Below are 12767 nucleotides of genomic sequence, written 5' to 3'. Positions count from 1 at the left end.
CCATGAAATCGCAAACCCGGGCCGTCGTGATCGGCGGTGGTATCGCAGGCTGTTCCACGCTCTATCACCTGACGCAGGAAGGCTGGACCGATGTTGTTCTTGTCGAACGCAACGAGCTGACCTCGGGCACCACATGGCACTCTGCCGCGCAGGTCACGAATTTCGGCATGAACCAGACGATGGTCGGGCTCAAGACGCATTCCATAAACCTTTACAAGGAATTGGCCAACGATCCTGAATACCCGATAAACTACCATCACGGCGATGGCGGCATTCGACTGGCAGGAACCGAGGCGCAGATGGAGGGCTACCGCCATTTCGCGTCGATGGCGCGCGGCATGGGCGTGGAGTTCGAAGTGATCGACGCCGCCGAATGCGCAAGACGCCATCCGCTGATCTCTACCGACAACCTCGTGGGCGGCTTGTGGGACGCGCATGACGGCGATATCGACCCGGCGCAGCTATGTCAGGCGCTGGCACGCCGCGCGCGGCTTGCCGGGGCCGAGGTCTATCGCAACACGCCTGTCACCGGGCTGACCCAGCACCGCGACGACAGCTGGACCGTGCATACCGAACACGGCGGTATCCATTGCGAAGTGGTGATCAACGCCTGCGGCTACCGGGTGAACGAGGTTGCCGCGATGATGGGGGTGCAGCACCCGGTCACGTCGATGGAACACCAGTATTTCCTGACCGAACCGATTCAGGCGATCATTGACGCGGGCCACCGCATGCCGCTGATCCGCTGCCCGATCAGCGACTATTATTGCCGCCAAGAGAAGAACGGCCTGCTGGTGGGGTTCTACGAACAGGACTGCAAGACATGGGGCATGGACGGGATCGACCCGAATTTCGTGAACGCGCTCTGCCCGGACGATCTGGACCGTGTCACCGACGTGCTCGAGGGCGCGTTCGCCCGCATGCCCGCGCTGACAGAGGTGGGCATTCACACGGTGGTCAACGGGCCGATCACCTACACGATTGATGGCGCGCCGCTGGTCGGCCCGATACCGGGCAAGAGAAATGCCTTCTGCATCATCGGCTTGCGCGCCGGTCTTGGCGAAGGTGGCGGGCATGGCTGGCTGCTGGCGCAGCAGGTCGTGCATGGCGAGGCGTGCTATGACACCTGGCCGATCGACCCGCGCCGCTTCACCGGACATGCCAATGTGGAACTGACCGCGCTCAAGGCGGTCGAGGACTACCAGAACGAATTCCGCTTTCATTTCCCGCATGAACACCGGCCCGCCGGGCGCCCCGCCAAAACGACGCCGCTGACCCCGATCATGGCCGCAGAAGGGGCTGAATTTACCGTCGTAAACGGCTGGGAACGCGCGGATTTCTTCAAACCCACCCCGGAGTTTCACGAAACCCACAGCTTCCGCTTTACCGAAACCTTCGACGTGATCGCAGCCGAGGTTGCCGCCGTGCAGAACGCGGTCGGCCTGTGCGAGGTGAACGGGTTCAACCGGATCGAAGTGACCGGCCCCGATGCCGGGGCTTTCCTTGACCGGATGCTCTGCGGGCGTGTGCCGCAGAAAGTGGGCCGCGTCGGGCTGGGCTATCTGCTGAACCATCACGGCATGGTCAAGGCCGAGGCGACGCTCGCCAAGCTGGCGGAGGACCGGTACTGGTACGGCTCTGCGGCAGCGGCCGAATGGCACGACATGGACTGGCTGCAATCGCATCTGCGTGCGGACGAGGACGTGCAGCTCCGCTCGCTGACCAATGATTACACGATCCTCGTTCTGGCCGGCCCCAAGGCCCGCGCCGTGATGCAGGCGGTCAGCCGCGCCGACTGGTCGGCGGCGGCCTTCCCCTGGCTCAGCGTGCGGGACTGTTTCATCGGCATCGCCCCTGCCACGGTGATGGGCGTCAGCTTCTCGGGCGAACTGGCCTACGAGATCCATGTGCCCAACAACCAGCTTTACGCCGCCTATCTCGCCCTGCGGGCGGCAGGTGCGGCGCATGGGCTGCGGCTCTTCGGCGCGCGCGCGGTCGACTCGATGCGGATGGAAAAGGGCTATCTGCACTGGAAAGCGGACCTGCTGACCGAATTCGACCCGTTCGAAACCGGGCTGGATCGCTTTGTCAAAATGGACAAGCCGGATTTCATCGGCAAGGAAGCCCTTGCCGCGCGCCACGCCGATGGGCCGCGCCGCAAGCTGGTCTGCCTGTCGATCGATAGCCGCGAGGCCCCCGCCCATGGCGGCGCATCGGTGATGGTGGAGGACCGCGTTGCGGGCACGGTCACATCAGGGGATTGGGGCCACCGGACGGGCCTGAACCTGGCCTATGCCTTTGTCGAACCGGCCCTGGCGGCGACCGGCACGCAGGTCGAGATCGACATCATCGGGCAGATGGTCAGCGCGCAGGTGATCCCGATGGGGCCATATGATCCGGGGCTGGAACGCGTGCGGGGTTGATCCCGCCGCCCCACGCGAACAAGACCGCGTTAATCATTGATTTCGCCATGGAAAGCGCCTCGGGGCATCCCCGGGGCGCAGCCACGAAAAAGGGGCGCCGCAAGGGCGCCCCGAGTTTCGCGTGACCGGGCTCATTTGGTTCACCGCTCGGTATGTTTTTTGCCTGCGGCCCGATTAGCGTCAGAGGCAAGCGCACTCGCCCCGGATCTTGTTCTTTGCCCGGACAGAACCGGACTATACTGGAAACGACTTCGGTCGGACTGCGCGTTTGAGCAGATACAAGACTTCTGTCAATTGTGAGCCTTTAATCCCATCTACTGTCCGCTTTGCAGAAACTTCCAGATAACGGCACCCCAATTTGCCCACTCAATCCCTTTCTGATTTGCTATCCACCGCCCAACAGCAGATCGAGCAACTTTGTCGGAAAAATCACGTTCATTGACCGAATTTGCCGCGATCTCGGACAACTCCTTGCTCTGCTCTTCGTTAAGCTTCACCCCGACTTGGTCGTCCATGAGAAAAGCGATTTTGGTGTGGCTTATACTGACATTGTTAAATACCGAGTTTTCGCCGCCTTCTCTCACATGCACACCGATATCGACATTGTCCATTTCTAGGCCGTCAACATGTACTGTACCGCCAGCGCTTACTCCAATCTCAGCGTGAGAAAATTTGCAGTTCTTAACGATGACCATCAAACATCCCCTCCTCAGCTGCACCCGCTGGTCGAGCCGCAGGTGTTGCACTTCATGCAGGTGCCGTTGCGCACCAGCGTGTAGTTGCCGCAATCGCTGCAAGCCTCGCCCTCGTAGCCCTGCATCTTGGCCTTGGTGCGCGCATCAACCGACATGCTGCTGCTCATGCTCACCGTGCTGGTTGCCACCGCGGTGACATTCGCCGTCTCGGGTACCAGCGTTTCCAGCGTCGAGACCGGATCGGCTGACCTGTCAAAGGAGATGCCGCCGACCGATTGGCCCCCGTTCAGCACCACCAGTTCCTGCGGCAACCGCTTGCGCAGGTAGCCCGAAGAGCTGATCTGCTTGAGCACTTCCAGCGATCTTGACGCGCCCGCCTCGCTCATCTCCGAGATGTTGCTGACGCCTTCCTCTTCGCCGCGCCCCAGATCGTCAAAGCTGTGACCCTCGGGTTTGACATGCGCCAGATCGGTCCGGTCAAGATAGCTGACCGCCAGTTCACGGAAGATGTAGTCAAGGATCGAGGTGGCGTTCTTGATGCTGTCATTGCCCTGCACCATTCCGGCCGGCTCGAACTTGGTGAAGGTAAAGGCATCGACGAACTCTTCCAGCGGCACGCCGTATTGCAGGCCCACGGACACCGCGATGGCGAAGTTGTTCATCATCGCGCGGAAACCCGCACCTTCCTTGTGCATGTCGATGAAGATCTCGCCCAGCTGACCATCGGCATATTCACCGGTCCGCAGATAGACCTTGTGGCCCCCGATGATCGCCTTCTGGGTATAGCCCTTGCGCCGCTCAGGCAGCTTTTCGCGGGTGGTCTTGACGACCTCCTTGACGATGATCTTCTCGACGATCTTCTCGGCCAGAACGGCGGCCTTTTCCTGCGCTGAGCCGCTTTCCAGCACTTCGGCGGCCTCATCGTCATCCTCGACGAGGCTTGCGGCCAGCGGCTGGCTCAACTTGGAGCCGTCCCGGTAGAGCGCATTGGCCTTCACACCCAGCGACCAGCTCAGCTCATAGGCTTCCTGGCAATCGACGATCGTGGCGTCGTTCGCCATGTTGATCGTCTTGGAAATCGCACCCGAGATGAACGATTGGGCTGCCGCCATCATGGTGATGTGGCTGTTCACGCCGAGGTAACGCTTGCCCTTCTTGCCGCAGGGATTCGCGCAGTCGAAGATGTGGTAATGCTCTTCCTTCAGGTGCGGCGCACCCTCCAGTGTCATCGTCCCGCAGACGTGATCGTTGGCCGCGTCGATATCAGCGCGCGAATAGCCCAGATGCGCCAGCAGATCGAAGGTAGGATCGTTCAGCTTGGCGGCGGGAATGCCCAGCACGTTGGTGCAGAACTCTTCTCCCAGCGTCCACTGGTTGAACACGAAGCGGATGTCGAAAGCCGACCCCAGCGCCGCGTCCACCTTGGCCAGTTCATTGGCCCCGAACCCATGCCCGATCAACGACGTGTGGTTGATCCCCGGCGCGTTGCCGATGGTGCCGTGGCCGACCGCATAGCTGATGATCTCTTCGATCTGGGCAGAGCCGTAGCCCAGCTTTTCCAGTGCTGCCGGAACACTTTGGTTGATGATCTTGAAGTAACCGCCGCCGGCGAGCTTCTTGAACTTCACCAGTGCAAAGTCCGGCTCGATCCCGGTGGTGTCGCAATCCATGACCAGACCGATCGTGCCGGTCGGCGCGATCACGGTGGCCTGCGCATTGCGATAGCCATGCTGTTCGCCCAGCTTCAGCGCCTCGTCCCAGCTGGTCATCGCCAGATCGACCAGACGGCTGTCAGGGCAGTTGGCCTGGTCGAGAGGCACGGGTTTCACCGCCAGCCCTTCGTAGCCTTCGGTGGCGCCATCGGCCGCCTTGCGGTGGTTGCGGATGACGCGCAGCATGTGCTGCTTGTTGCGCTCATAGCCCGCAAACGGCCCCAGCTCTCCGGCCATCTCGGCGCTGGTGGCATAGCTGACACCGGTCATGATCGCCGTCAGCGCCCCGCAGAGCGCGCGGCCCTCGTCACTGTCATAGCCCAGACCCATGTTCATCAGCAGGCCGCCGATATTGGCATAGCCCAGACCCAGCGTGCGGAAATCATAGCTGCGCTGCGCGATCTCCTTGCTCGGGAACTGCGCCATCATCACGCTGATTTCCAGCGTCACGGTCCAGAGCCGCGAGGCGTGCATATAGGCCTCTGCGTCGAATTCGCCGTCCTTGTAGAAGGCCAGCAGGTTCATCGACGCCAGGTTACAGGCCGTATCGTCCAGGAACATGTATTCCGAGCACGGGTTGGACCCGCGGATTTCGCCATCTTCGGGGCAGGTGTGCCAGGCGTTCACGGTGTCATGGTACTGAATGCCCGGATCGGCACAGGACCACGCCGCGTGCCCCACATCTTCCCACAGGTCGCGCGCCTTGATGGTTTTCGCAACCGACCCGTCGGTGCGGTTGAGCAACGCCCAGTCGGCATCATCCTTGACGGCCTTCAGGAACGCGTCGGTGACCCGGATCGAGTTGTTGGAGTTCTGGCCCGACACGCTTGCATAGGCTTCGCTGTCCCAATCGGTGTCATAGGTCGGAAACTCGATGCTGTCATAGCCCTGCTTGGCGTAATCAAGTACGCGCTTCACATAGGTTTCGGGGATCGCGCTCTTCTTGGCGCCGCGAATGGCCTCTTTCAACTGCGCGTTCTTTTTCGGGTCGACCGAATCTTCGCTGCTGCCATCCCATGCGCGGATCGCGGCAAAGATTTCGTTCAGCTTCATCTCGTGCATCTTGGAGCCCGCGACGATGCTGGCGACCTTCTGCTCTTCCTTGACCTTCCAGTTGATGAATTCCTGGATATCGGGGTGGTCGGCATCGCAGATCACCATCTTGGCCGCGCGGCGCGTGGTGCCGCCCGACTTGATCGCGCCCGCCGCACGGTCACCGATCTTGAGGAAGCCCATCAGGCCCGACGATTTGCCACCGCCCGACAGCGGCTCATTGGCCGCGCGCAGGGACGAGAAGTTGGTGCCGGTGCCCGAACCGTATTTGAACAGACGCGCCTCGCGCACCCACAGGTCCATGATGCCGCCGTCGCCGACCAGATCATCCGAAACCGACTGGATGAAACATGCGTGCGGCTGGGGATGCTCATAGGCGCTGGTGGATTTGGTCAGCTCGCCGGTCTGGTAGTCGACATAGTAATGCCCCTGCCCCGGTCCGTCGATGCCATAGGCCCAGTGCAGCCCGGTGTTGAACCATTGCGGGCTGTTGGGGGCAGCCATCTGCTCGGCCAGCATATAGCGCATTTCGTCAAAATAGGCCTGCGCGTCCGCCTCGGTGGTGAAGTAGCCACCCTTCCAGCCCCAGTAGGCCCAGGCACCGGCCAGACGATCAAACACCTGCCGCGCGCTGGTCTCGCCGCCTTTTGCAACATTGTCGCCATCGGGGACCGACCGCCACAGGAATTCGGGCACGCCCTTTTCCTTGACGCGCTTCAGCTTGGCGGGAACGCCGGCCTTGCGAAAATATTTCTGCGCGATCACGTCGCTTGCGACCTGGCTCCAGCCGGCCGGCACTTCGACATTGTCGAGCTTGAAGACGGTCGTGCCGTCCGGGTTGCGGATTTCCGAAGAAGTGGTCTTGAATTGGAGCGCCGCGTAAGCGTCCTGGCCTGCCTTGGTGAATTTTCTTTCGATTTTCATTTTATCGCTGCCCCATGATCCAGCATTCTTGTTCGGCGCGCTTTCCGGCGTTGCGGTGCCGCACCCCTCATTTTGCCGGCGACAAGGAAAATCCCCCCTCGCCACATGGATCGTCATGCGGGAGGAACCGCCAGGTGCTTGGCACCCGGTTGTATTGGTGGGAATTGCCCCTGCCGAGGCGGGCGACACTATATATGGTGTGTCCACTCACCGGCCTGCACAAACTGGCGTATCTAGGCATAGATCGTCAACGGGAATTTTACGAAATGATAACCAAAAATCTGTTGACCTTCCCGGTTTGTCGCCCCGCGTTCAACGCGTACCGATTCATCCCCACAACCGTCCACAGATGCTGCGCCCGCAATGCTGCGGCAGCGCAGCATTTGAAAGCCCAAGTTTTCGGCGCGTTTAGCCGCCATTGTGCAAGAAGCAGCTGAGACATTGCCTGCGTCATCCCCAGCCGGGCCGCTTGAAAAATTAAGAAAGGTTAACGCGAATTATTTTTTTTCCCGCCCATCCGAAGCGGCGCAAGAATGCAACAGTACACAAACAGTTCGCGCGGCCCCCAAAGGGGCGAACCACACGGATTTCAAGTTTGATGAAAAATGGTCGGGGCGGCAGGATTCGAACCTACGACCCCCTGTACCCAAAACAGGTGCGCTACCAGACTGCGCCACGCCCCGAACCATGCGCGCTGTCTACTTGCGAATTCCAGGATTGAAAAGCCCTTTTGATGACCTCTCGTTCAACAAGGCCACGCGGCCCGGTCAGACGCCACCGAAGGGTGCTGCATTTCGCTGCCGGGCACGATGCCCAGACGCTCGGCCAGCCCGCCGTTGATCTCCAGCACCATCTGCGTATCTTTGCCGCTCATGATCGGAGACAGGTCATGCGGCTTGGCACGGTGATGCACCTTTCGCACGGTGCCAGTCGCATCAATAAAGATCATGTCGAGCGGAATGAGCGTGTTCTTCATCCAGAATCCCACGCGCCGCTCATCGGGATAGACAAACAGCATCCCGGCGCTCTGCGGCATGCTTTCGCGGTGCATCAGCCCCTGGGCGCGCTCGGCCTCGTCATCGGCCAGTTCGACCGTGAACCGCGCCTGCCCCCAATCGCCCCGCAGCAACACCTGGTCGTCGCGGCATTCCCCGGCCGCGGTCATGCCGCTCCAGAGCGTGAGAATCAGCGCCGTCGCTACTTTCCCGATTTTACCGCGCTTTCCCATCCACACACCTCCGTCGCCATACGGCCACGCTTACCTTGTATAACACGGATTGCCAGCGCTTCGCCGGGCTGAAGATCGGCCAGGCCAGACCGGCGCAGCACCTCGATATGCACGAATACGTCCTCGCCGGAGCCAAAGGTATTGGCAAAGCCAAAGCCCTTGCCCTTGTCGAACCACTTGATGCGCGCAGGTTCCAGCACCGCGGCACGGATCAGCTCCGGGTCGATCTCATCAAGATCGGCCAGACCGCTCGACTCATCGATTCGCGGCGGGTGAATCTCATACACCTCGACCGCCTGCACACCGCGCTCCGTATCCTGCACGTCCAGCACAACACCCGCCTCGTCCGCAACCGAGCTTTGCCCGAAATTGCGCAAGACGTTTGCATGCAGCAGGATATCAGGACCACCTTCGTCTGCCACAACGAATCCGAACCCCTTGACGGGGTCGAACCACTTCACGCGCCCGCGCACTTTGCGAACTGTGTCTTCCATTGGCGTCGCTACACTTTCTTCCGACCGGCTCAACAGTCCTTAACTCCTATTCAGGTCCCGCCTCACCCCACTACAACCCTCGTAGAAACCCATGTCACTTGCAAGCAGAAAACGGATTATATTTCAGACATTTGCAACCCACGTCACGTGAGTGTCACGGTTGCAGTCGCTCAATTTCCCAAGGTTTTTCAGCAGCTTCGCGGCGCCAGACAAAACGGTCATGCAGGCGAAAATCACCATCGGCCCAAAATTCAATCTCGACCGGCGTGATCATGAATCCCCCCCAGAACGGCGGGCGCGGCGGATTGGTGCCGTGCCGCGCCGAGACTTTGGCCACCTCCGCCATCAGCGCCGCTCTACTACTCAGGGGACGCGACTGCTGCGAGGCCCAGGCCCCCAAACGCGACTTGAGCGAGCGCGACGCATAATAAGAATCCGCTTCTGGTCCGTCAAACCGCACCACCTGTCCGCGGACCCGCACCTGACGGCGCAGCGACTTCCAATGCATCACGAAAGCGGCCTGCCCGGACGCCGCCAGCTCCTTGCCCTTGGCGCTTTCATAATTGGTGTAAAAGACAAAGCCACCCGGTCTGATCTCCTTGAGCAGCACCATGCGCACATTGGGCAGCCCGCGCGAATCCACAGTCGCCAGCGCAATGGCGTTGGGGTCATTCGGCTCACTCGCCTCGGCCTCGGTCAACCAGCGCTGCGCGATCGCAAACGGATCGTCCCCAGCGAATATACCTGTTCGTTTTACCATCTTCACTCTCTCCGGCCACGGTCCAGCTTCCAGACTGTTCGAACGCATATCGAGAAGCCGGGCAACATGAAATGCGCAAATCATAACACATTCGCGACAGGCATGCCTCCGCGCATCTCCGGCTTGATCACAAAGGCGAGCGAGGCTTGATGCACCCCCGGTGATCGCCTAAAGGAACAAAATGAAATAATTCGAGGCGGGGACAGGACATGTCAAATCAACTGATGGCGGGCAAGCGCGGATTGATCATGGGCCTGGCCAATGACAAATCAATCGCCTGGGGCATCGCCCGCGCCTGCGCCGATGCGGGTGCCGAAATGGCATTCTCTTACATGGGCGACGCATTCAAGAAGCGGGTAGAGCCGCTGGCGGCGCAACTGGGCGTCACGCAACTGTTTGATTGCAACGTATCCGACCCGGCCTCGATCGACGCGGCTTTTGCCGAGATCGAAAAGGTCTGGGGCAAGATCGACTTTCTGGTGCACGCGATCGGCTTTTCCGACAAGAACGAATTGCGCGGCCGCTACGTGGACACCAGCCGCGACAATTTCCTGATGACGATGGATGTCAGCTGCTACAGCTTCACCGCCGTCGCACAACGTGCCGAGAAACTGATGACAGAGGGCGGCTCGATGCTGACCCTCACCTATTACGGTGCCGAGCAGGTCATGCCGCACTATAATGTCATGGGCGTGGCCAAGGCCGCGCTTGAGGCATCGGTGAAATACCTCGCCGAGGATCTGGGCAAGGACGGCATCCGCGTCAATGCGATCTCCGCCGGTCCGATCAAGACGCTGGCCGCCAGCGGCATCGGCGATTTCCGCTATATCCTGAAATGGAACGAGCTGAACTCGCCCCTGCGCCGCAACGTGACCATCGACGATGTGGGCAAATCCGCGCTCTACCTGCTCAGTGATCTGGGCAGCGGCGTCACCGGCGAAAACCTGCATGTTGATGCGGGCTATCACGTCGTCGGGATGAAGGCCGTGGACGCCCCCGATATCGACGCAACCAAATAGGCGCAGAGACCAGGAGTCCCCGCATGGACGTCGCAACGGTCCTGCTGTTCAACCTCGCCATTCTTGGCGCACTGGCCAGTCCGGGGCCCGCCTTCATCGTCATGATCCGGTCGGCATTCGCAGGCGGACGCCGCGCCGCGCTGCTGACCGGGCTGGGGTTGTCTATTGCTGCTGTCTGCTGGTCAATACTGGCAGTGCTGGGTTTGCAGGTGGTCTTTCTCGCCGTGCCTGCGGCCTATGTCGCGCTGAAAATCCTGGGCGCAGGCTACCTGCTGTGGCTGGCCGTATCGCTCTGGCGCCATGCCGACCGGCCTGTCGAGACCGTCCCGCCCGGCTTCGGGCGCGGATTTCGCCTCGGCCTGATCACCAACATGGCCAATCCCAAGCTGGTCTTTTTCGTTGCCGCGATCTTCTCGACGGTGGTCCCTGCCGGACTGCCCGTAACCGCCAAGGTGCAATTGATTGCAAACCACTTTACCATCGAACTTCTGTGGTATGGGTTCGCGGCATTCGTGCTGACCACCGCGCCGATGCGCCGGGCCTATATCGCCATGAAAACCCGGTTCGACAAGGGTGCCGCCCTCGTGCTCGGGGCGCTGGCCCTGCGGATCGTGACCTGAGACAAAAACAACAAGGATAGCCGACGATGATTGATCCCCTTCCCCATGAAAAAGGCTTTCACGTCAGCTGGGACCAGCTGCACCGCGACGCGCGCGCTCTGGCTTGGCGGCTGGATGGGCACGGGCCTGACGACGGCGCCTGGCGCGCGGTTGTGGCAATCACCCGTGGCGGCATGGCCCCCGCGATGATCGTCGCGCGAGAGCTGGACATCCGCACCGTCGATACGATCAGCGTCAAGAGCTACAACCACCAGACTCAGTCCGAGCCTCGGGTGATCAAATCCCCAGACATGGACGTGATCGGCGATGGCACCGGCGTGCTGATCGTCGATGATCTGGTCGATACCGGCCGCACCCTCGAAGTGGTGCGCGCGCATATGCCCAAAGCCCATGTCGCCACCGTCTATGCCAAGCCCAAGGGGCGCAGCCAGGTGCAGACCTTCGTGACCGAGGTCAGCCAGGATACCTGGATTTTCTTCCCCTGGGACATGGCCCTGCAATATGTCGAGCCCTATCGCGGCGCCTGACCCCGACACCGTTGCAGTACCGACGCAATACCGACACGATACCGACGCCGATAAACCACCGGGAAGATGCCCATCCGATCGGATGAGCCGCCCCGCCGGAGACCCTCATGACCCGTACCGCCAGCACCTTTTTCCCACCCGTCATGGAAGCCCGCCGCTGGCTTGACGGAGTCACATTCTCCGACGAGTGGCCGCTGATCAATGTCAGCCAGGCCGCCCCCGTCGATCCCCCGCCAGAGCCGCTGCGCCAGGCCATCGCCGATGCGGCGCTGTCAGAGCCACAGGCACATCTCTACGGCCCGGTGCTCGGCCTGCCCACCCTGCGCAGCGAAGTCGCCACCCAGTGGAGCGCCGCTTACGGCGGCTCGTTGACACCCGAAAACGTCGCGATCACTTCCGGCTGCAACCAGGCGTTCTGCGCCGCCATCGCCGCGCTTTGCGGAGAAGCGGATGAAGTCATCCTGCCAACTCCTTGGTACTTTAATCATAAAATGTGGCTCGACATGAACGGCGTGCGCACGCTGCCGCTGCCCGCACGCGCCGGATTGCTGCCCGACCCCGAAGAGGCCGCCGCGCTCATCACGCCGCGCACCCGCGCGATTGTTCTGGTCACGCCCAACAATCCCGGCGGCGTGGAATACCCAGCAGACCTCGTGCGCGCCTTCTATGATCTGGCACGTGCGCGCGGCATCACGCTGATCGTGGACGAGACCTACCGCGATTTCGACGCGCGCAGTGGCGCACCGCACGATCTGCTGACCGATCCCGATTGGGCCGACACGCTGATCCAGCTTTATTCGTTCTCCAAGGCCTACCGCCTGACCGGCCACCGGGTTGGCGCAATGGTCGCTTCGCCGCAACGCCTTGCGGAAGCAGAGAAATTTCTCGACACCGTGACCATCTGCCCGAACCAGCTGGGCCAGATCGCCGCCCTCTGGGGCATGCAGAACCTCACGCAATGGCTGGCGGGTGAGCGGGCCGAAATCCTCGACAGGCGCGCCGCGATCGAGGACAACATGCCCGCACTGGAGGCCGAAGGCTGGCAGTTGATGGGATGCGGTGCCTATTTCGCTTACCTGCGGCACCCCTTCGCAGAAAGCTCTGCCGCGCTGGCGCCGAAACTGGTGCGCGAGGCAGGCGTTCTGCTGTTGCCCGGCACCATGTTCACACCCGCGGGCGACCCTTTGGGCGCGCGCACGGTCCGCATCGCGTTTGCCAATGTCGACCGCGCCGGGATCGGCGCTCTGGCCGGGCGGCTGTCCGGCCTGGGCTGGCCCCTTGCCCCGGACCGGACCAACGCGTAGACAGTTCC

At 61.5% G+C, this 12767-nt stretch carries 10 protein-coding genes and 1 tRNA gene; 5 read left to right on the top strand and 6 right to left on the bottom strand.

The genetic code is table 11. From position 1 onward, the window contains the following. Nucleotides 1-2: 2 nt before the first annotated feature. Entirely contained in the window at nt 3-2423 is a 2421-nt protein-coding gene (locus tag O3306_RS11680) for a GcvT family protein (protein WP_272007331.1), read from the top strand. A 314-nt stretch (nt 2424-2737) separates the two neighbouring features. Here O3306_RS11680 and O3306_RS11675 read toward each other — a convergent pair whose 3' ends face one another. The 6 genes from O3306_RS11675 to pdxH all read right to left on the bottom strand — a co-directional run bounded on the left by O3306_RS11675 (nt 2738) and on the right by pdxH (nt 9289). Next, nucleotides 2738-3121 carry a hypothetical protein gene (locus O3306_RS11675; protein ID WP_272007328.1) on the bottom strand — a complete coding sequence of 128 codons (384 nt, stop codon included), beginning with the start codon at nt 3119-3121 and terminating at the stop codon, nt 2738-2740. Between the two features lie 11 nt (nt 3122-3132). Then, nucleotides 3133-6807 carry a vitamin B12-dependent ribonucleotide reductase gene (locus tag O3306_RS11670; RefSeq protein WP_272007325.1) on the bottom strand — a complete coding sequence of 1225 codons (3675 nt, stop codon included), beginning with the start codon at nt 6805-6807 and terminating at the stop codon, nt 3133-3135. Between the two features lie 606 nt (nt 6808-7413). Then, nucleotides 7414-7490 (bottom strand) — tRNA-Pro (locus O3306_RS11665). Between the two features lie 62 nt (nt 7491-7552). Continuing rightward, nucleotides 7553-8035, bottom strand: a complete 483-nt coding sequence (locus tag O3306_RS11660) for a DUF192 domain-containing protein (RefSeq protein WP_442969996.1) — start codon at nt 8033-8035, stop codon at nt 7553-7555. Next, a complete protein-coding gene (locus O3306_RS11655) occupies nt 8005-8529 on the bottom strand; it encodes a cold-shock protein (RefSeq protein WP_272007322.1) in 525 nt (174 codons plus the stop codon). The genes O3306_RS11660 and O3306_RS11655 overlap by 31 nt, the downstream gene beginning before the upstream one ends. 154 nt (nt 8530-8683) lie before the next feature. Next, nucleotides 8684-9289, bottom strand: a complete 606-nt coding sequence (gene pdxH, locus O3306_RS11650; RefSeq protein WP_272007494.1) for a pyridoxamine 5'-phosphate oxidase — start codon at nt 9287-9289, stop codon at nt 8684-8686. A gap of 209 nt (nt 9290-9498) precedes the next feature. Here pdxH and fabI point away from each other — a divergent pair, with 209 nt between their 5' ends. The 4 genes from fabI to O3306_RS11630 all read left to right on the top strand — a co-directional run bounded on the left by fabI (nt 9499) and on the right by O3306_RS11630 (nt 12759). Continuing rightward, a complete protein-coding gene (gene fabI, locus O3306_RS11645; protein ID WP_272007319.1) occupies nt 9499-10308 on the top strand; it encodes an enoyl-ACP reductase FabI in 810 nt (269 codons plus the stop codon). Between the two features lie 23 nt (nt 10309-10331). Next, nucleotides 10332-10928, top strand: coding sequence for a LysE family translocator (locus O3306_RS11640; RefSeq protein WP_272007316.1), 597 nt, complete (start codon nt 10332-10334; stop codon nt 10926-10928). A gap of 26 nt (nt 10929-10954) precedes the next feature. Continuing rightward, nucleotides 10955-11455 (top strand): xanthine phosphoribosyltransferase, encoded by a 501-nt coding sequence (gpt, locus tag O3306_RS11635; protein ID WP_272007312.1) that lies wholly within the window; start codon nt 10955-10957, stop codon nt 11453-11455. 107 nt (nt 11456-11562) lie between these two features. After that, nucleotides 11563-12759, top strand: a complete 1197-nt coding sequence (locus O3306_RS11630) for an aminotransferase (RefSeq protein WP_272007309.1) — start codon at nt 11563-11565, stop codon at nt 12757-12759. The last annotated feature ends 8 nt before the right edge of the window (nt 12760-12767 follow it).

The sequence above is a fragment of the Roseovarius sp. ZX-A-9 genome, from assembly GCF_028369135.1.
GTDB lineage: Bacteria > Pseudomonadota > Alphaproteobacteria > Rhodobacterales > Rhodobacteraceae > Roseovarius.
Note: the sequence above shows the minus strand (reverse complement) of the source record. Positions and strands in the feature narration are given on the sequence as shown.

Bases quoted from the DNA above. Each gene is read 5' to 3' on its own strand.
- O3306_RS11670 (WP_272007325.1), bottom strand. From the start codon at position 6,807: ATGAAAATCGAAAGAAAATTCACCAAGGCAGGCCAGGACGCTTACGCG.
- O3306_RS11630 (WP_272007309.1), top strand. From the start codon at position 11,563: ATGACCCGTACCGCCAGCACCTTTTTCCCACCCGTCATGGAAGCCCGC.
- pdxH (WP_272007494.1), bottom strand. From the start codon at position 9,289: ATGGTAAAACGAACAGGTATATTCGCTGGGGACGATCCGTTTGCGATC.
- O3306_RS11640 (WP_272007316.1), top strand. From the start codon at position 10,332: ATGGACGTCGCAACGGTCCTGCTGTTCAACCTCGCCATTCTTGGCGCA.
- gpt (WP_272007312.1), top strand. From the start codon at position 10,955: ATGATTGATCCCCTTCCCCATGAAAAAGGCTTTCACGTCAGCTGGGAC.
- O3306_RS11655 (WP_272007322.1), bottom strand. From the start codon at position 8,529: ATGGAAGACACAGTTCGCAAAGTGCGCGGGCGCGTGAAGTGGTTCGAC.
- O3306_RS11660 (WP_442969996.1), bottom strand. From the start codon at position 8,035: ATGGGAAAGCGCGGTAAAATCGGGAAAGTAGCGACGGCGCTGATTCTC.
- O3306_RS11680 (WP_272007331.1), top strand. From the start codon at position 3: ATGAAATCGCAAACCCGGGCCGTCGTGATCGGCGGTGGTATCGCAGGC.
- fabI (WP_272007319.1), top strand. From the start codon at position 9,499: ATGTCAAATCAACTGATGGCGGGCAAGCGCGGATTGATCATGGGCCTG.